Origin of the sequence: Shinella sp. JR1-6, from assembly GCF_004284735.1 — a bacterium.
Lineage (GTDB): Bacteria > Pseudomonadota > Alphaproteobacteria > Rhizobiales > Rhizobiaceae > Shinella.
Genome location: NZ_SHMI01000018.1, coordinates 40,822 through 59,074 on the forward strand (window position 1 = coordinate 40,822; position 18,253 = coordinate 59,074).

Annotated in this window: 16 protein-coding genes; all 16 read left to right on the forward strand. The window is 64.0% G+C overall.

Annotated elements, in window-relative coordinates; all coding sequences use genetic code 11:
• Nucleotides 1-16: 16 nt before the first annotated feature.
• The 16 genes from EXZ48_RS24595 to EXZ48_RS24670 all read left to right on the forward strand — a co-directional run bounded on the left by EXZ48_RS24595 (nucleotide 17) and on the right by EXZ48_RS24670 (nucleotide 18,253).
• The gene (locus tag EXZ48_RS24595; protein ID WP_130518982.1) at nucleotides 17-1,522 is read left to right on the forward strand and encodes a sugar ABC transporter ATP-binding protein; all 1,506 of its coding nucleotides are present in this window, start codon (nucleotides 17-19) and stop codon (nucleotides 1,520-1,522) included.
• A 2-nt stretch (nucleotides 1,523-1,524) separates the two neighbouring features.
• A complete protein-coding gene (locus EXZ48_RS24600; RefSeq protein ID WP_023515650.1) occupies nucleotides 1,525-2,514 on the forward strand; it encodes an ABC transporter permease in 990 nt (329 codons plus the stop codon).
• Nucleotides 2,511-3,545, forward strand: a complete 1,035-nt coding sequence (locus EXZ48_RS24605) for an NAD(P)-dependent alcohol dehydrogenase (protein WP_130518984.1) — start codon at nucleotides 2,511-2,513, stop codon at nucleotides 3,543-3,545. Before EXZ48_RS24600 ends, EXZ48_RS24605 begins: the two co-directional genes overlap by 4 nt.
• Nucleotides 3,542-4,474 (forward strand): SMP-30/gluconolactonase/LRE family protein, encoded by a 933-nt coding sequence (locus tag EXZ48_RS24610; protein ID WP_130518986.1) that lies wholly within the window; start codon nucleotides 3,542-3,544, stop codon nucleotides 4,472-4,474. The genes EXZ48_RS24605 and EXZ48_RS24610 overlap by 4 nt, the downstream gene beginning before the upstream one ends.
• Nucleotides 4,474-5,259 (forward strand): SDR family NAD(P)-dependent oxidoreductase, encoded by a 786-nt coding sequence (locus EXZ48_RS24615; RefSeq protein WP_130519053.1) that lies wholly within the window; start codon nucleotides 4,474-4,476, stop codon nucleotides 5,257-5,259. Before EXZ48_RS24610 ends, EXZ48_RS24615 begins: the two co-directional genes overlap by 1 nt.
• Nucleotides 5,260-5,273: 14 nt before the next feature.
• Complete coding sequence (locus tag EXZ48_RS24620) at nucleotides 5,274-6,470, forward strand: AGE family epimerase/isomerase (RefSeq protein ID WP_050746199.1); 1,197 nt, start codon at nucleotides 5,274-5,276, stop codon at nucleotides 6,468-6,470.
• Between the two features lie 98 nt (nucleotides 6,471-6,568).
• Nucleotides 6,569-7,549: a sugar ABC transporter substrate-binding protein gene (locus EXZ48_RS24625; RefSeq protein WP_050746200.1), complete on the forward strand. Its 981-nt coding sequence runs from the start codon at nucleotides 6,569-6,571 to the stop codon at nucleotides 7,547-7,549.
• A 60-nt stretch (nucleotides 7,550-7,609) separates the two neighbouring features.
• Complete coding sequence (locus EXZ48_RS24630; protein WP_130518988.1) at nucleotides 7,610-8,581, forward strand: ABC transporter permease; 972 nt, start codon at nucleotides 7,610-7,612, stop codon at nucleotides 8,579-8,581.
• A gap of 4 nt (nucleotides 8,582-8,585) precedes the next feature.
• Nucleotides 8,586-9,341, forward strand: coding sequence for an ATP-binding cassette domain-containing protein (locus tag EXZ48_RS24635; protein WP_130518990.1), 756 nt, complete (start codon nucleotides 8,586-8,588; stop codon nucleotides 9,339-9,341).
• A gap of 52 nt (nucleotides 9,342-9,393) precedes the next feature.
• Nucleotides 9,394-10,641 (forward strand): enolase C-terminal domain-like protein, encoded by a 1,248-nt coding sequence (locus tag EXZ48_RS24640; protein WP_130518992.1) that lies wholly within the window; start codon nucleotides 9,394-9,396, stop codon nucleotides 10,639-10,641.
• 11 nt (nucleotides 10,642-10,652) lie between these two features.
• Entirely contained in the window at nucleotides 10,653-11,846 is a 1,194-nt protein-coding gene (locus tag EXZ48_RS24645) for a fumarylacetoacetate hydrolase family protein (protein WP_130518994.1), read from the forward strand.
• 70 nt (nucleotides 11,847-11,916) lie between these two features.
• Nucleotides 11,917-12,144: a hypothetical protein gene (locus tag EXZ48_RS24650; RefSeq protein WP_130518996.1), complete on the forward strand. Its 228-nt coding sequence runs from the start codon at nucleotides 11,917-11,919 to the stop codon at nucleotides 12,142-12,144.
• Nucleotides 12,145-12,257: 113 nt separating this feature from the next.
• On the forward strand, nucleotides 12,258-13,502 hold the full coding sequence (locus EXZ48_RS24655; RefSeq protein WP_130518998.1) for a hypothetical protein: 1,245 nt from the start codon (nucleotides 12,258-12,260) through the stop codon (nucleotides 13,500-13,502).
• A gap of 699 nt (nucleotides 13,503-14,201) precedes the next feature.
• Nucleotides 14,202-15,671 (forward strand): amidase, encoded by a 1,470-nt coding sequence (locus tag EXZ48_RS24660; protein WP_207900481.1) that lies wholly within the window; start codon nucleotides 14,202-14,204, stop codon nucleotides 15,669-15,671.
• A complete protein-coding gene (locus EXZ48_RS24665) occupies nucleotides 15,644-17,209 on the forward strand; it encodes an ABC transporter substrate-binding protein (protein ID WP_023516188.1) in 1,566 nt (521 codons plus the stop codon). Before EXZ48_RS24660 ends, EXZ48_RS24665 begins: the two co-directional genes overlap by 28 nt.
• A 63-nt stretch (nucleotides 17,210-17,272) precedes the next feature.
• Nucleotides 17,273-18,253, forward strand: a complete 981-nt coding sequence (locus EXZ48_RS24670; RefSeq protein ID WP_050746207.1) for an ABC transporter permease — start codon at nucleotides 17,273-17,275, stop codon at nucleotides 18,251-18,253.

An 18,253-nucleotide genomic window follows, 5' to 3' on the forward strand; every position in this document is an offset into this window, starting at 1 on the left:
CAGTGGCATTGTCCCCATGGTCGAACCGCTTGTTCATATGCGCGGCATATCCAAGGCGTATCCCGGCGTCGTTGCCTTGCGGGATGTGGACTTCGCCATGGCGCGTGGCGAGGTCCGCGCCCTGCTCGGCAAGAACGGGGCGGGCAAATCGACACTCGTGAAGATCCTGGCGGGTGTCGAGCGACCGGACGAGGGGGCGATTGTGATGGACGGCAAGGCCCTTTTGCTGCGGACGCCGATGGACGGTATCCGGGCCGGCATCGCCACCGTGCATCAGGAATTGAGCGTGGTGCCTGAGCTTTCCATCGCTGAAAACGTCTTTCTTGGCCGGTGGCCCAAGCAGGGCGGGCGCATCGATTGGCGCCGGATGCAGCGCGAGGCGCATGATGCGCTGGCGGTGCTTGGCCTCCATCTCGATCCACGCCAGCCGGTTGCGCGCTTATCCGTTGCAGAGCGCCAGCTCGTCGAGATCGCGCGCGCCCTCAGCCAGGGGGCCCGGCTGCTCATCCTCGATGAGCCGACCAGTTCGCTCGTCGCCCAGGAGGCGGAGACGCTGATCCGCGTCGTGCGGCAGCTTGCCGAACAGGGCACGAGCATCGTCTACATCTCTCACCGGATGGATGAGATCCGCAAGGTGGCGCAGTCCGTCACCATCATGCGCGATGGCCGCCATATCGCGACCGCGCCGGTCGCCGATGTTTCGAACCGTCAGATCGTCGAAATGCTGCTCGGTGGTACGCAGGGCGAGGGCGGAGCTCCGCGCCTCGCCGGCGCGTCTGGTGAACGCCGCCCGCTGCTCGCCATCCAGGGCCTCCACGTCGCACCGCGCATCCAGGATGCAAGCTTCGAGATCCGGGCGGGCGAAGTGCTCGGCATTGCCGGCGTGCTCGGCTCCGGCCGCACGGAGCTGTTGCAGGCGATTGCTGGGCTGCGCGCCACCCAGGGTGGCTCCATGACGCTTGATGGCAGCGCCTTCCGGCCTGCAAGCCTGGGCAAGGCGCGGGCGAATGGCATCTTCATGACGCCGGAGGATCGCCGCGGCGAGGGGGCGGTGATGATGCTCGGCATCGACGAGAACCTCGTCATGGCGAGCTGGCGGTCGGTCTCGCGCGGCGGCGTAATCGACCGCGTCGCAATGCGCGCGAAGGTCGCCGCGTCGATCCGCGCGCTTGGTATCAAACTGGCGCACCCCGGTGAACCGCTCGGCAATCTCAGCGGTGGCAACCAGCAGAAGGTCGTCATCGGCAAGGCGCTGAATGCCGCGCCGCGTATCCTGCTGCTCGATGAGCCGACGCGCGGCGTCGATATCGGTGCCAAGCGGCAGATCTACCAGTTGATGCGGGATGCTGCTGCGGATGGCCTCGCGGTGGTCTTCGTCTCCGGCGAGATCGAGGAGTTCTGCGAGGTCTGCGACCGTGTCCTCATCCTGCGGGGCGGCAGCATCACGGGAGCGGTGGAGGGGCCGGCGATCCGCACGGAGACGCTGACCGAACTGACGACGGGCGAACAGGGAGTGCATTGAAAATGGCCCATACTCAATCCGAACTCTACCAGAAGTTCGACCTGCGCCACTTCCTGAGCGGGCGCGCCAACGAGATCGGCCTGCTCGTCGCCATCCTCGTGCTCTATGCTTTTCTTACGGCTTTTGCCTCGAATTTCATGACGCTGCCCAACCAGCTCAACATCCTGCGCGATGCCGCCTTCGTCGGTATCATCGCCTGGGGCATGACACTGGTGCTGATCAGCGGCGAGATCGACATTTCCGTCGGTCCGCACGTCGCCTTTGCCGGCGTACTTCTCGCCTCGCTGGCGCAATCCGGCGTGCCGCTTGCGGTCGCAGCGCTGGTGGTCATCGTGCTCGGCGCGCTCATCGGCTGCTTCACCGGCGTGCTGCGCGCCTTTCTGGACGTGCCGAGCTTCATCGTCACGCTGGCGCTCTGGCTGGGCTTGCGCGGCACCGCGCAGGTCATGTCGGATGCCGTGCCGATCGTCATCATGGATTTCAGCTTCCAGCGCCTCGGCGCGGGCTGGCTTCTCGGCATCCCGACGCCGGCGGTTATCATGCTCGTCCTCTTTGCCGTCTTCAGCTTCGTGGCGACGCGCACGGTCTTCGGCCGCAGCGTCTATGCGGTCGGTGGCAATGCGGAGGCTGCGCGGCTTTCCGCCATTCCCGTGGCGCGGGTGCGCATCCTCGTCTTCGCCATTACCGGCGCGCTGGCCGCGCTGACGGGAATCCTGATGGCGAGCCGCCTCGGATCCGGCAACAGCGGCGCCGCCTCCGGCCTGGAATTCGACATTATCGCGGCTGTCGTGGTGGGCGGAACCAGCCTCTTCGGCGGACGTGGCACCATGCTTGGCACGCTGCTCGGCGTCATCTTCATCGCCGCCCTTGTCAACGGCCTCGTCCTGATGGGTGTCGACCCCTTCGCACAGGGCATCGTGCGCGGCGTGGTCATCCTCGTTGCCGTCATGGTCAACATCATCAGCATCAAGCGTATGCGGGGACGGGCATGAACGCGATCTTAACGAGACCAAACCGTGCAGCCGTCCTCCTGTCGCCCAACCACGTCGAGTTGCAGGATTGGCCAGAGCCGGCGGCAGGGCCGAACGACGTCGTGGTGGAGATCTCAGCCGTCGGCGTGTGCGGGTCGGATGTGCACTATTTCCGCCACGGGCGCATCGGCAACCTCGTCAGCGATCGGCCGATCGTGCTTGGACATGAGGCCGCTGGCACGGTCGTTGCAACAGGTGGCGCGGTCACGCATCTTGCGCCCGGCGATCGCGTGACGCTCGAGCCGCAACGGCCGTGCGGCCATTGCGAACAGTGCTGGTCCGGCGCCTACAATCTCTGCCGCGACGTGGTCTTCATGGCGACGCCACCCTATCACGGTGCCTTTGCGCGGCGGGTCGTCAATCCTGCCGATTTCACCTTTGCCATTCCCGACAGCCTGTCCTTCGAGGAAGCGGCGCTGATCGAGCCGCTGGCGGTCGGGCTATGGGCGACGGAACGGCTCGACCTCAAGCCGGGCAGCTCGGTCCTGATCATCGGCGCCGGGCCGATCGGCCTGCTGGCGGGGCAGGCGGCGGCCGCGCGCGGAGCGACGCGCATCGTCCTTTCCGATATCAATCCGGCGCGTATCGGCCTTGTCTCGCGTTTCCCGCGCTTCACCGCACATGATGCGGCTGCCGATCCGGCCTATGAGACGATCGCCGAAGTCGATGCCGTGATCGAATGCAGCGGGGCGCCGACGGCGGTGACGCGCGCCTTGCCGCGCATCCGTCCACGCGGCGGGCTTGCACTGGTCGGCATCAATCCAACGGGTGTCGCCTCGGTGGATTTCTGGCCTGCCATGGAGCGGGAGCTCTCGATCCATGGCGTCTTCCGCTATGCCGGCATGTATCCGAGAGCGATCGCCCTTGCTTCAAGCGGCCTCGTGGATATGAAATCCGTCATCACGGACCGTTTTGGCCTGGAGGAGACCGCGGCGGCGCTGGCCAAGGCGAGCGATGATCCATCGTCGATCAAATCGGTGGTGCTGCCATGAAGACCTCGGCTTGCATGCTTCTCGATGCAAAAGATATCGTCGGCGAGAGCATCATCTGGTCGGGCGAGGAGAATGCCCTCTATTGGGTCGATATCGTCGGCCGGCGCATCCATCGGCTCGAACCGGCAAGCGGCCGCCATGATATCTGGCCGACACCCGATTTCGTGACCTCCATCGGTATGCGGGCGGATGGCGGTTTGATCGTCGGCCTTCGCCGCTCGGTTTGCCTTTGGCAGCCCGGTGGCGCTTTCGAAGAGTTCGCGGTGCCCGAGCCGGATCTGCCGGACAACCGCCTCAACGAGGGGCGTGTCGCGCCGGACGGCGCCTTCTGGGTGTCGACCATGCAGAGCAACCTCCACCCCGACGGTTCGCTCAAGAATATGGACCGCAATGCCGGTGCTATTTACCGCATCGATGTCGGCGGCCATGTCGCGCGGCTGACACCGAACGAATACGGCATCACCAACACGATGGCCTGGACACAGGATAGCCGCTTCTTCTTCGCCGATACGTTGGCGAACGAGATCTACCTCTTCGATTGTGACGTCGCGACGGGACGCCTCACCAACCGGCGAACCCTTGCAGCCGGATTTTCGCGCGGTTTTCCGGATGGGTCCTGCCTGGATGCCGAGGACCGGCTGTGGAACTGCCGCGTTGCAGGCGGTGCGGCAGTCGCCGGTTTCGACGGGCAAGGCGGCCTCGTCGGTCTCGTGGAGCTGCCCGCGGGCTGGCCGACGAGCTGCACCTTCGGCGGACCGGACCTATCCACCCTCTATGTCACCTCGGCGCGTTTCACCATGTCGGCCGACCATCTCGAGGCGCATCCACTGGAAGGTGGGCTTTTTGCCGTCGAGGGTGTCGGTCGCGGCCTCGCCGAGCCGAAATTCGGGGCGCCTGCCCAAAACCCGTCCGTTGCGGAGAAAGCATGATGAGTGAATTTGACGGCAAGAGCATCGTCGTAACCGGTGGTAGCCTCGGAATGGGGCTCGCATGCGCCCATCGTTTCGCGGCAGGCGGTGGCAAGGTGCTGATCGTCGCGAACGACAAGGCCTCGGTCGACGAGGCCGTGGCGGCGATCGGCGACAGGGCCGCGGGTTTCGTCGGCGATGTGCGCAGCAAGGATGCCATGGCGGCAGCGATCGCGGCAGCGGTCGCGCGTCACGGCGGCGTCGACGTGCTTGCCTGCTGCGCCGGCATCCAGCGCTACGGCACGGTGGTCGATACACCTGAGGACGTTTGGGATGACGTGCTCGACATCAACCTCAAGGGTATCTTCCTTGCTGCGAAGTTCGCCATTCCCGAAATGCAGAAGCGCGGCGGCGGGGCGATCGTCGTCATCTCCTCGGTGCAGGCCTATGCCTCGCAGGCGGGTGTCGCCGCCTATACGGCGAGCAAGGGTGCCATCAACGCGCTGGTGCGCGCCATGGCGCTCGACCATGCCCCTGACAACATCACGGTGAACGCCGTTTGCCCCGCCTCGATCGACACGCCGATGCTGCGCTGGGCGGCGGACATCTGGAAAGGCGACGGCACGGCCGAGGCGACGCTCGACGCCTGGGGGCGGGGCCACCCGCTCGGCCGTGTTGGAAAACCGGCCGAGGTCGCCGATCTCGTCGCCTTCCTTGCCAGCGACAAGGCACGCTTCATCACCGGCGCCGATGTCAAGATCGACGGCGGGGTGCTCTCCAAGCTCGGCATCATCATTCCAGATTGATCGGAGGCCCGCCCATGAAACCGTTTCCCGATTTCCGCTCGAAGACATTCCTCCTCGCCCATATGCGCGAGATCATGGATTTCTACCATCCGATCTGCCTGAACAGGGAGGACGGCGGCTACTACAACGAATATCGCGACGACGGTTTCATCACCGATCGCAAGACGCAGCACCTCGTCTCCACCACGCGCTTCATCTTCAACTATGCGACGGCCGCCGTGCTCTTCCAGCGGCCGGATTTCGCCGAGGCTGCCGCTCATGGCATCAAATATCTCGACGAGGTGCATCGCGACCCCGACCACGGCGGCTATTTCTGGTTGATGCATGGCCGCGAGGCCGTCGACACGACCAAACATTGTTATGGCCACGCCTTTGTGCTGCTTGCCTATGCGGCGGCGGCGAAAGCGGGCGTTGCAGGCATGGCGGAGAAGGTCTCGCAGACCTGGGATCTTCTCGAACGCCGCTTCTGGGAAGCGGACCGCGAACTCTACAGGGACGAGATCGGCCGCGATTGGCGGAGGGTTTCGCCCTATCGCGGCCAGAACGCCAACATGCACATGACCGAGGCCATGCTGGCGGCCTACGAGGCGACGGGCGAGACCCGCTATCTCGACCGTGCCGAGACGCTCGCCCGTCGCATCTGCGTCGAGCTTGCCGCGGGTGCGCAGGGTGTCGTCTGGGAGCACTATCGCCAGGACTGGTCGATCGACTGGGACTACAACAAGGACGATCCCAAGCACCTGTTCCGTCCCTACGGCTACCTGCCCGGCCATATGACGGAATGGACCAAGCTGCTCCTGATCCTCGAACGGTATCGCCCGCGGGACTGGATCCTGCCCAAGGCCGTCCTGCTCTACGAGACGGCGCTGGCCAAAAGCGCCGATCTCGAATTCGGTGGCCTGCACTACAGCTACGGCCCGGATAGCATGCTCTACGATCTCGACAAGTACCACTGGGTCCATTGTGAGACGGTGGCCGCTGCCGCGGGCCTTGCCGCGCGCACCGGCGCGGAGCGCTACTGGCAGGATTACGAACGCCTCTGGCGCTACAGCTGGCGGCACCTCGTCGATCACGATTACGGCTGCTGGTTCCGCATCCTTTCGCCCGAAGGCGAAAAGCAGAGCGACATCAAAAGCCCGCCGGGCAAGACCGACTATCACCCTTTCGGCGCCTGCTACGAAATCCTCCGCGTGCTGGGGGAGGCGAAGTAGCACGCGATCAGCTTACGGAACGGCCCGCCGCGCCACGCGCTCCGCAGCGGGCATCACCCTGAGAGCGCTTCGTGAGGAAATCCTGGGAGGGAATTGAAATGGTGAAGAAATCTCTGGCCGCACTGGCCTTGGGCGTGGCGTGCATAGTGGCGGGCTCTGCTGTGGCCCAAGAGAAGCCGAAGTTCGTCTATCTGACACAGACCGGTATCGACAACAGTTTCTGGCAATCGATCAAGAAGGGCATGGACGATGCCTGTGTGCAGTTCGAGGCGGATTGCCAGCTCATCTTCACCACGCCGAACGGCGACCTGCAAAAACACCTGCAGAACCTCGACACCGTCGTCGAACAGGGTGTCGACGGCATCGTCACCGTGATCGTCAACGACGACCTCTACGACGAGACGATCAAGAAGGCGGTCGACAAGGGGACTCCCGTCATCACGGCCAATGTCGATGACAGCCAGGGCGCCGCCGGCAATGCACGCAACGCTTTCGTGGGGCAGGATCTTTTCGAGGCGGGCTACGTGCTGATGAAGGGGCTCCACGCGAAGATACCGGCAGACCAGCCCATCCACGCGCTGCTCGGCCTGTCGCGGCCCGGTGAAAGCTGGGCGGAAGCACGTATCGGCGGCGCCAAGAAATTCCTGGACGAGGCCAAGGCCGCCGAGCCGAACCGGCAGATCAGCTATGAGGTGATCGACAGCTCCAACGACATCTCGGTCACCGCCTCGCGCATCTGCCAATATGTCCAGGGCAAGCCGGAGACCAATGCCTATGTCGATGCCGGCTTCTGGGGCGCGGGCGCCGGCGAATGCCTGCGTGATCTCGGCATCAAGCCTGGCCAGCTGCACATGGCGACCTTCGATCTGGTGCCCGTCGTGCTTGATGAGATGAAGAAGGGCTATGTCGACATCACCATCGACCAGCAACCTTACTACCAGGGTTACCTGCCGATACTCCAGCTCGCAATGATGAAGAAATTCGGTCTCAGCGCGTTCGACGTCAATACGGGCAAGGCGGTGGTCGAGCCGAAGGATCTGGAGCAGGTCGAAAAGTTCATGTCGATGGGTGTCCGCTAAGCCCGCCGTTTCCCAGCCCTTCCGCCAAGGCGCGGGAGGGCCCTTCAAAGGCCTGACACGATGAAACCCAATATCCGCAGCCTGATGGCGCGGCCGGAAATGGCAGCGCTGCTGATTTTCCTCGCCCTGTTCGTGACCTTCAGCATCATCAACGACCGGTTTCTCACGACCGGCAACATGACCGTCTACTTGCAGCCGATCCCCGAGCTGGCGATTGTCGCGATGGGCATCACGATCCTGATCATTGCCGGGGAGTTCGACCTCTCCGTCGGCTCGGTCTTCGGCCTGTCGCCGATGGTGACGGTGCTCCTGATGCAGGCCGGTTGGCCGACGGCGGCGGCCATCCTGATCGGCCTTGCGCTGGCGGCGTTGATCGGCCTTGCCAACGGCCTGATCACGCTAAAGCTCAAGATTCCCTCCTTCATCGCGACGCTCGGCATGCTGTTCATGGCCCGCAGTCTTGCCATCGTGCTGGCTGGCGGTTTCCCGCCGGTGTTCCCGCGCGAACTCGACGTGTCCTGGCTGGTCGGGCGGCTCGATCTCGGGCTCGTGACACCGCGTGTCTCGCTGCTCTACATGATCGCGATTGCATTGGTGCTCGGCTTCGTGCTGCGCCGCATGGATTTCGGCCACTGGATCTTTGCGACGGGCGGCCATCCGCAGGCGGCGCGCGACATGGGCATCAAGACCGAGCGGGTGAAGATGGCCTGCTTCATGCTCTGCGCCACGCTCGCCGGCCTTGCCGGCATCATCCAGAGTTTTCGCGTCAAGGTGATCGTGCCGAACCTCGGCACGGGCCTTGAAATGCAGGCGATCGCCGCGGCCGTCATTGGCGGTGTGGCGCTGACCGGCGGGGTCGGCTCCATTCTCGGCGCGGTCGTTGGCACGCTGCTCATCGCCATGATCGAGAACATTCTCATCCTCAGCGGCGTCAATGCCAATTGGTTCATGTTCGCCGTCGGCGCCATGATCGTGGTGGCGGTCGTCCTCAACACGCAGACCCGGCTGAAGGCCGAAGGCATGAAGGGGTAAGGCCATGAGCACTGCCGTCAATCCGGCCGAAGAGCCGATCATTAAATGCGTTGGCCTGCAAAAATGGTACGGCGCCGTGCATGCCCTGAAGAATGTCGATTTCCATGCCGCGCGCGGCGAGGTTATCGGCCTCGTCGGCGACAACGGCGCCGGTAAGTCGACGCTGATCAAGATCCTGTCGGGCGTGCACACGCAGGACAAGGGCGACATCTTCATCGAGGGCCGCAGCGCCTCCATCACCGGCCCGGAAGTGGCGATGGGGCTCGGCATCGAGACTATCTACCAGTACACGGCCATGGTGCCGGAAATGTCGATCGCCCAGAACTTCTTCATCGGGCGCGAACCGTTGAAATTCGGGCGGCCCGGCTTCGGCATCGTCGACCGGGAGAAGATGGCGCGGGAAGCCATGGAAGGCCTGCGCGGTGTCGGCCTGCACCTGCGCGGTGCCGACACGCCGGTCAAAGCGCTGTCGGGCGGCCAGCGCCAGGGGGTGGCGATTGCGCGCGCCATGCATTTCCGTTCGAAGGTGCTGATCCTTGACGAGCCGACCAACCACCTTTCGGTCAAGGAGACCAACAAGGTGCTGGACCATGTCGTGGAACTGAAGGGCCTCGGCGTAACCTCGATCTTCATCAGCCATAACCTGCATCACATCCACCCGATTTCCGACCGCATCGTCGCGATGGCGCGGGGCGAGAAGATCGCCGACCTGCCGGCCAGGGATATCAGCGTGGACGAGATGACCCGGATGATCAGCTAGCCGGGCGTTTGGCCCGGCCATTTGCAACAGACAGACCGCATTGGAGCCTTCCATGAAGCGACCGAAAATCACCGATATCCGCGCCACGACCGTCACTGTTCCGCTGGAAGCGCCGCTGCGCCATTCCAACGGGGCGCATTGGGGGCGCTTTGTGCGCACCATCGTCGAGGTGGAGACCGATGTGGGCATCGTCGGCCTCGGCGAGATGGGCGGGGGCGGGGAGAGCGCGGAGGCGGCCTTTCGGGCACTCAAATCCTATCTCGTCGGGCATGATCCGTTCGAGCTGGAAAATCTCCGCTTCATGATCTGCAATCCGACCGCCAGCCTCTACAACAACCGCACGCAGATGCATGCGGCCATCGAATTCGCCTGTCTCGACATCATGGGCAAATTCCTTGGCGTGCCGGTCTATGACCTGCTCGGCGGCAAGATGCGCGAGAGGGTGCCTTTCGCCAGCTACATGTTCTTCCGCCTGCCCAACAAGGAGACCGGTGAGGGCGAGACACGCACTGCCGACCAGCTCATCGAGCAGACGCTGGCTCTCAAGGAAAAATGTGGCTTCACCTCGCACAAATTGAAGAGCGGCGTCTTCCCACCTGGCTACGAGCTGGAGGTTTATCGCGCCTGGGCAAAGGCGCTTGGGCCGGACAGCGTGCGCTACGATCCCAATGCCGCCTTCAGCGTGGAGGAGGCGATCCGCTTCGCCAAGAGTATCGAGGATCTCAATAACGACTACTACGAGGATCCGACCTGGGGCCTTAACGGCATGCGCCGCGTGCGCGAAAACACGACGATGCCGCTTGCCACCAACACGGTCGTCGTCAATTTCGAGCAGCTCGCCGCCAACATCCTCAATCCGGCGGTCGATGTCATCCTGATCGACACGACCTTCTGGGGTGGCATCCGGCCCTGTGTGAAGGCCGCGGGCGTCTGCGAAACCTTCCAGCTCGGTATCGCCGTGCATTCTTCGGGCGAACTCGGTATCCAGCTTGCCACCATGCTGCATCTCGGCGCGGTCGTGCCGAACCTCGTCTTCCATGCGGATGCGCATTATCACCAGCTCGTAGACGACATCATCGTCGGTGGGCCGATGCGCTATGAGAACGGCGCGATCAAGGTGCCGTCGGCGCCGGGGCTCGGCGTGGAGATCGACCGCGACAAGCTCGGCAAGTATGCCGACCTCTACAAGACGCTGGGCGGCTACCCCTATGATCGCGATCCCTCGCGCGAGGGCTGGTTCTCCGTCGTGCCGAACACGCGCTGGGCCGATCCGAACGACGGTCGGGTCGTCGATTATTGACGGGTGACGATATGGAACTCGATCTGCAAGGCACCTTCGTCGGCCGCGTGTGGCTTCCCGCTGTGGCCGGCCCCTCCCTTGTCGTGCTGCGGAAGGGAGTGCTGGTCGACATCACCTCCAGCACCGCACCGACCATGCGGGACCTGCTCGAATTGGACGACCCCGTCGGCTTCGTGCGGGCTGAGACCGGCTCCCGGATCGGCCGCATGGAAGAGGTCCTCGCCGCATCCGGGCAAAGGGATGCGGCACGATTTCTCGCGCCCTGCGATCTGCAAGCGGTCAAGGCCTGCGGCGTGACCTTCGCCCGCTCCATGATCGAGCGGGTGATCGAGGAACGGGCTGCCGGGGATCCTGCGCGTGCGGCAGCGATCCGGGATCGGGTGGCGGCCCTGGTCGGTGCCAGCCTTCGGGATCTCAAGGCGGGCTCGGCCCAGGCGGTGAAAGTCAAGGCGGCCCTCGTCGAGGAAGGGCTCTGGTCGCAATATCTTGAGGTGGGCATCGGCCCGGATGCCGAGGTCTTCACCAAGGCACAGGTGCTGTCGTCGGTCGGCCATGGTGCGGAGGTCGGGCTGCACCCGATATCTTCGTGGAACAACCCGGAGCCGGAGGTCGTGCTCGCCGTCGACAGCCGGGGCCGGGTGCGGGGTGCCACGCTCGGCAACGACGTCAACCTGCGCGATGTCGAAGGCCGCTCCGCGCTGCTTCTCGGCAAGGCCAAGGACAACAACGCCTCCTGCTCCATCGGACCGTTCATCCGTCTTTTCGATGAAACCTACTCCATCGAGGACGTGCGCAATGCCGTTCTTCATCTGCGGGTCGAGGGTGAGGACGGTTACGTACTGACCGGGCACAGCTCCATGCACGAGATCAGCCGGGATCCGCTCGATCTCGTTGCCCAGACGATTGGCGCTCACCATCAATATCCGGATGGCTTCATGCTCTTTCTCGGCACATTGTTTGCACCCGTCGAGGACCGCGACGTGGCCGGTCAGGGGTTTACCCACAAGATCGGCGATACGGTCACCATCTCCAACGACCGGCTCGGCGCCCTGGTCAATCGGGTGAGGCTTTCCGACGAATGCGCGCCCTGGACCTTCGCTGCGTCCCATCTGATGCGCAATCTCGCGCAACGCGGCCTGCTGGGTGCTTATGGAGCAGGCGCCAAGGGTTCCGAATTGGTTGACGCCAGTCGGAAACCGGGATGAAGAGGCCCGATAGACATTGCCGCCGTAGCCGCTCAAATACAAACGGAGGCCTTCGCAGCTGCTACATCATGTGAAAGACTGGTTTGAGCGCCACCGCACCCTGAAGAACACCGGCCCCGACACGCTGACCCTGAAGGCGGGTACGACGACGCTGACGCTGAACCTTGCGGAATTGTGCGGCGACGAGGAAGCGGGCCAGGCGGTGCTGACCGCCGCCGGCTGGTCCGCCGACAGCCGGGGCTCTCGCCGACCGCGGATGTCACCTGGGGGCCGGGGGCAACGCTCGCCATTTCCTTAAGTTTCGGCATGCTCGGGCTGAAGAAGACCCTCGGCCTTAAACATATGCAGGCCGTGTTCAAGGATTTCCGGAGCGGCGCCAGTGCCGTCGCGTCGAAAACGGTTGACCGCTAAGTGATCCTCGCCGACAAGCCGGTCGAGCCCGATCCGAAGCGGCAGCTCTCGAACGCGCTCTCCTTCGCCATTTCGCGGGGCACGGTGCTCACCTCGGTCGGCCGCGACTATCTCATCCCTAACGAGCTCACCGTCACCATTCGCAACCGGGACAAGGACAAGCCGCTGCTTTCGGCGCGGGCGGCGGACAGCGCGCCGGGCTTCACGCTGGTCTTCCCCGCCGTCTGGGTCGAACCCGGCGAGGAGGAGACGTTCACCGGCACGACGGCCCTGACGGCGGTGGCGCTGGTCGAAGATATCGAGGTGGTGCCGGCGAGCGATGCGAAACACGGCTGGACGGTTTCCGGCCCCGACGCCGACAGCCTCGTCAGTGCGATACGGCCGAAACCCGACCACCGGGAGCTGATCGGCAAGGGCGGCGCGCTGATGCTGCACATTTCCGACTTCAACACCAGCCTGCCGCCCTTCGCCACGCAGGTCTACGTGCTCTATGAAGGCATCGACGGCTGGGATCCCGGCTACGAGACGCTGACGCTCTACCGCCAGATCCCCGAGCCGCAGATCCGCAGCTTCATGGCCGAGCCACCCTCGCTGTTTTGCGGCGAGGAGAGCCGGCTGAGCTGGTCGGTGCTCGGCTGCGACCGGATCGAGCTGTCCTATGTCGAATACGGCACCACCCATACGCTGACGAGCGACGGGGAGGATGCGAGCCTCAGCCTGCCCGAGGGCTCGCTGGCCGCGATGCCCTACGAGGACCTCATGGTCTATACGCTCTCGCTCTACAAGGACGGCAAGCTGGTCAAGGAGGATTCGATCGACATCACCGTGGTGATGCCGGTGATGGACCTGACCATGACGCCGAAGGCAGCGGCGCTCGGCGAGCGGGCGCATCTCTCCTGGGAGCTTGGCGGCCGATGGGCCTTCAAGGGAACGCTTACCGAGGGTCGCATCATCCTGCAAAAGATCTCCAAGCCGGCGACGGACGTGCCGCTGCGCGGCTCGATGCCGGAGGAGGTGCGGCAACGGCTTCTACCGCCTCAGCGGCACCTGGCAGACGCCCCAGCCGATGACCTGGACGCGGGAGGCGACGCTGACCGTGGTGGAGTCGGTGACCAGCATCGAGTTCTTCCGCATGTACCGCACGATCGACCGGCCCTACGGCGAGGTGTCCTTCGCCTGGTCGGCGCGCAATGCGGAAAGCTACCGGATCGGCCATTGCGCGACCGGCACGTTTCCGGGCGCTGAAAACCTCGGCACCCTCGTCGACGACGACCTCACCATAGATACGGTCTTCACCGAGGTCATGATCTACTAGAGCAGCGTCTCCTATCGGGCGAATGTGCGCTTCTTCGATCTCAGCCTGCCGTTCGAGGAGCCGGAGGAGAACATCGAATGGTTAAACGCGCGTCTCGCCCAGCGGGATTTTTCCTGATGGCCTTCGACCAGAACGGCACGAGCACCGTGCCGGCCATCCAGCAGGCCGAACTCGTCGACAGGTCGAAGGAGCTGTGAGATTCGCATTCACGACGGCGAATCGGGCGGGTTGCATAGGTTCGAGAAGTGGTCCATTCATCCGGTATGACGCTCGGGAGCGGAAGCATCCTCCACGTTGCGATTCCTAAGCTGTAGGAACGTTGTATCTCTTTCTTTTCCCTATTTTTTACGCCGAAGCGACTTGCTTCGCCGTTCTCGTTGTTTTGGTCCAGAAATGACAAGCGCGGCTTGGTGCTTCCTCCTTGCTGGGCATGTATGTGACCCATTGACGGGTTTCGGTACTGGGTCCTCGGGCATTGGCAGGCGACAACCAACGGTGCTGGGAGAGCGGTTCTCATGCACGGCCGTCCTACGGTTCTTCATGCTTCTCAATATGTGATTTGTTGATTTTGTGTGTATTGACAATTTCCACAAAACCAACATAAATCCACATAACGGGAGATGAAGGTCGTGGATTTTTCGGTTCTTGCGCTCAGGTCGGCAATTGCTTCTGGCAGCCTCACATCCGAGGCGCTGGTGCGGGAATGCCTGGCGCGCATCCGGCGGCTGAACCCTGTCGTCAACGCCTTCAGCCAGGTCTTCGAGGAGGAGGCGCTGGAGGAAGCGCGGGCCTGCGACCGCGAAGCAGCGCAAGGCCATCTGCGCGGCCCGCTGCATGGCATTCCGATGGGGGTGAAAGACCTCTTCTTCGTGGCGGACCGGCTCTGCCAGCGCGGTTCGGCCGCCTACAAAAATTTCGCTCCCAAGGCGACGGCGCCGATCGTCCAGCGGATGATCGACGCCGGATCGATCATGATCGGCAAGACGACGACGACGGAGATGGGCTGGTCCGGTTCCGGCCATTCCGAATTCTACGGGCCGACCCGCAATCCCTGGAATCCCGAACTGACGAGCGGTGGCTCCTCTTCGGGGTCTGGCGCCGCGCTCGCCGCTCGCATGGTGCCCTTCACTCTGGGGTCGGATGGCGGCGGTTCCGTGCGCATCCCGGCGGCCTTCTGTGGCGTCTTTGCCATGAAGGGCTCTCTGGGACGCGTGCCGGCCTGGCCGTGGAGCGCGACGGAAATGCTCTCCCATGCCGGCCCGATGAGCGTTTCGGCCAAGGACAGCGCGTTGCTGTTCAACATCGCCAAGGGTCCGGATCCGCGCGACCATCAGGCCCTGCCGGATGACGGCGCCGACTACACCGATCCACGCCCGATCCGCACGCTGCGTGTGGGTTTTGCGCCGAGCCTGTTCGGCTTTGCCGTTGTGCCCGAGGTGGACCGCGTCATCAGGGAGGCGGTGGCGACGCTCTCTGGCGCGCTCGACCTCGATATCCGCCCCGTTTTGCTCGACTGGCAGGACCCGATCCGCATTTTCGAGACGCTGTGGGTCGCCGGCCGCGGCGTTGCCTATGGCGCCGAGGCGGACCTCTCGGCATTCGGCAGCGGTTTCCGCGGCCTCGTCGAGGCCTCCGCCCGCTATGATCTCGCCGACTATCTCTCGGCGGCCAAGGCCCGCGCCGACTTTGCCGGCAGCGTGCATGCGCTTTTCGAGGACATCGACCTCCTGCTCCTGCCCACCGTGCCGGTCGAGCCGTTTGCCGCCGACCGCGAGGCGCCGGAAGGATTTTCGTCCCCCTCCGAGGTGCTCGCCTGGACGGGCTGGACGCCCTTTACCTATCCCTTCAACCTCTCGGGCAACCCGGCGGCCTCGCTGCCGGCGGGCCTGACGGTAAACGGCCTGCCGGTCGGCCTGCAGGTCGTCGGCCGGCGGCATGCCGATGCGCTTGTCATGGCGTTCTGCCAGCAGGCCGAAGACCACCTTTTCCATAATAAAATACCTCCGCTTGTCGTTGCTGGCGACAAAGCGGGGCGGGGAACGGCCAGCAATCCAACTGCGGAGATATCGTCATGGAATTCAACAGGAGAGCATTCCTAAGAAGCTCGGCGCTCGCTGGCCTTGCCATCGGCCTGCCGGTCCTCAATACTGCCTTTTTCGTCGACCCGGCGCATGCCGCCGAGGGCAAGGTCCTCAATTTCATGTCGGCGGAAAACCTCACCGGCAACTGGGACCCGTCCTCCCACACGACGCTTGCCCAGATCAACCTGGAGAGTTTCGTCTTCGGCTACCTCACCCGCGCGCCGATGCGGCCGGACAATCCGGACGAGCTGGTGATGGAGCTGGCGACCGACATGAAGCTCGTCGACGAGCACACGCTGGAATTCACGCTGCGCGAGGGCGTGACTTTCCATGACGGCAAACCCTTCACCGCCGAGGACGTGAAGGCGACCTTCGAATATGCCAGCCAGCCGGATCGTCCCGCGGCCTGGTATCCCGGTCCCTGCGAGGTCGAGGTGGTGAGCGATCATGTCGCTCGTATCAAGACGGAGAAGGGCGGTTATCCGGCAAGCCTCTTCTGGTTCCTGTCGGCCTTCCTGCCGATCCTGTCGGCCAAGGACGTCGCTGATCCGAAAACGCTGTCCGCCCGGCCGAACGGCACCGGTGCCTTCAAGTTCGCGCGCCAGGAGGGCAACACGACGGTGCTCGAAGCCTTCGACGGCTTCTATCTCGGCAAGCCGACCCTGCCGGGCATCAATTTCAGCTTCGTCGGCGATGCGACCACCCGCACGCTGGCATTGCTCAACGGCGAGGCCGACCTCATCGAGCGCCTGGAGGCCGAACAGGTCCAGACCATCGAGGACACCGGTGGTTTCAAGCTGAACAAGGCGGTCTCGGTCGAGAACAAATATCTCTGGTTCCGCTGCTCCAAGCCGCCCTTCAACGATCCGCGCCTGCGCAAGGCCGCCGCCCATGCCATCGACCGCGCCGTGCTGCTCGACATTTTGGGCGTCTCCGGCCATGCCTCCAAGGCCTGGATCTCGCCGGTGAAGTTTGGTTACGTCGATACGCCGAACTATCCGGAATACAATCCGGAAGAGTGCCAGCGGCTGCTGGCCGAGGCCGGCTTCCCGAAAGGCGAGGGCCTGCCGGAACTCGAATACATCACCTCGGTCGGCTTCTACCCGAAGACCAAGGAATATGGCGAGGTCATCACCGCCATGCTTCAGGAACAGGGCTTTCCGGTAAAGCTGAACGTCATGGAGGTCGCCGCCTGGAACGAGCGGCTCTACGACCGGCCGGGCGGCGGGCCGGGCCACATGATCGACTGCGGTTGGTCGACAGGCTCTCCCGAGCCGGACCTCGTGCTGCGCACCCATTTCCATTCCTCCTCGAAGCGCATTACCGGCATCGAGGACAAGGATCTGGATGCGGTGCTCGACAAGGAGCGCAATACGCTCGATCCGGCCGCGCGCAAGGCGGTGATCCAGACTGAGGTGATGCCGATGCTGGCGGACAAGGTGCCAGCGCTCTCGCTGTTCACCTCCGTCTTCATCCACGCCATGCGCGAGGGGGTGGAGGGCATGTACTTCTATCCGAATGGTATGATGGACGCCAACAAGGCCAGCCTCGCCTGATGGCACGCGGCGGCCGCCAATATTTGGCGGCCGCTCCATCCCGATCGGCGCAAGGGGAGACGCATGTTCGTCCTGTCGTTCCTGTTGAGACGGCTCCTGCAGGGGAGCCTCATCATCCTGCTCGTTACCTTCATCATCTTCACGCTGCTGCGCGTGGTGCCGGGCGATCCGGCGCGCCTCATCGTCGGCGGCATGGCGCCCGACGAGGTGGTGGCCATGAAGGCCAAGGAACTCGGCCTCGACCGGCCGATACCGGTGCAGTTCGTCTCCTATCTCGGCGACCTCGTCACCGGCGATCTCGGCACGTCCTTCGTGCGGCCGAAGAGCGGGGCGAGCCTTGGCGGCGCATCCTTCGACGATGCGACGCGCGAAGAGCGCGCCACGGTGCTGGACCTCATCCTCGCCACCCTGCCGATGACGCTCCAATTGGCGGCGGTCGCGCTCGCCATCGCGCTGCTGGTCGCCGTGCCGCTCGGCACAGCGGGCGGGCTCTATCCCGGACGCTGGCCGGACAAGCTGGCGCTGGTGCTCGGCTCGCTCTGCGTGTCGACGCCGAATTTCTGGCTCGGCATCGTGCTGACGCTGTTCCTCTCGGTCAAACTGAAGCTGCTGCCGGCCATCGGTTATCGCGGCTTCAGCTACACGATCCTGCCGGCCATCGTGCTGGCGGTGGAGATCGTGCCCTTCATCCTGCGCACGCTCACCGTCTCGGTGGCGCAGGTGATGCGGGAGGATTTCATCCAGCTCGCGCCGATCCGCGGCCTTTCCCGCAGCCGCACGATCTTTTCGCACGCGCTCGGCAATTCCGCCATTCCCCTCATCAACCTCATCGGCGTGCAGCTCGGCATGCTGCTCGGCGGCGTGCTCGTCATCGAATTCATCTTCGATTATCCGGGCCTCGGCCTCCTGACGATCAACGCCGTGCTGCAACGCGATTTTCCGCTGATCCAGGGCATCGCGATTTTCATTTCCGTGATGTTCGTGGTCATCAACATCCTGGTCGACCTCATCGCCATGACCATCGATCCGAGGCTGGAGTACTGA

Excerpts from the sequence above, each read along its gene's own strand:
- EXZ48_RS24595 (WP_130518982.1), top strand. The coding sequence starts at position 17 with ATGGTCGAACCGCTTGTTCATATGCGCGGCATATCCAAGGCGTATCCC.
- EXZ48_RS24600 (WP_023515650.1), top strand. The coding sequence starts at position 1,525 with ATGGCCCATACTCAATCCGAACTCTACCAGAAGTTCGACCTGCGCCAC.
- EXZ48_RS24605 (WP_130518984.1), top strand. The coding sequence starts at position 2,511 with ATGAACGCGATCTTAACGAGACCAAACCGTGCAGCCGTCCTCCTGTCG.
- EXZ48_RS24610 (WP_130518986.1), top strand. The coding sequence starts at position 3,542 with ATGAAGACCTCGGCTTGCATGCTTCTCGATGCAAAAGATATCGTCGGC.
- EXZ48_RS24615 (WP_130519053.1), top strand. The coding sequence starts at position 4,474 with ATGAGTGAATTTGACGGCAAGAGCATCGTCGTAACCGGTGGTAGCCTC.
- EXZ48_RS24620 (WP_050746199.1), top strand. The coding sequence starts at position 5,274 with ATGAAACCGTTTCCCGATTTCCGCTCGAAGACATTCCTCCTCGCCCAT.
- EXZ48_RS24625 (WP_050746200.1), top strand. The coding sequence starts at position 6,569 with ATGGTGAAGAAATCTCTGGCCGCACTGGCCTTGGGCGTGGCGTGCATA.
- EXZ48_RS24630 (WP_130518988.1), top strand. The coding sequence starts at position 7,610 with ATGAAACCCAATATCCGCAGCCTGATGGCGCGGCCGGAAATGGCAGCG.
- EXZ48_RS24635 (WP_130518990.1), top strand. The coding sequence starts at position 8,586 with ATGAGCACTGCCGTCAATCCGGCCGAAGAGCCGATCATTAAATGCGTT.
- EXZ48_RS24640 (WP_130518992.1), top strand. The coding sequence starts at position 9,394 with ATGAAGCGACCGAAAATCACCGATATCCGCGCCACGACCGTCACTGTT.
- EXZ48_RS24645 (WP_130518994.1), top strand. The coding sequence starts at position 10,653 with ATGGAACTCGATCTGCAAGGCACCTTCGTCGGCCGCGTGTGGCTTCCC.
- EXZ48_RS24665 (WP_023516188.1), top strand. The coding sequence starts at position 15,644 with ATGGAATTCAACAGGAGAGCATTCCTAAGAAGCTCGGCGCTCGCTGGC.
- EXZ48_RS24670 (WP_050746207.1), top strand. The coding sequence starts at position 17,273 with ATGTTCGTCCTGTCGTTCCTGTTGAGACGGCTCCTGCAGGGGAGCCTC.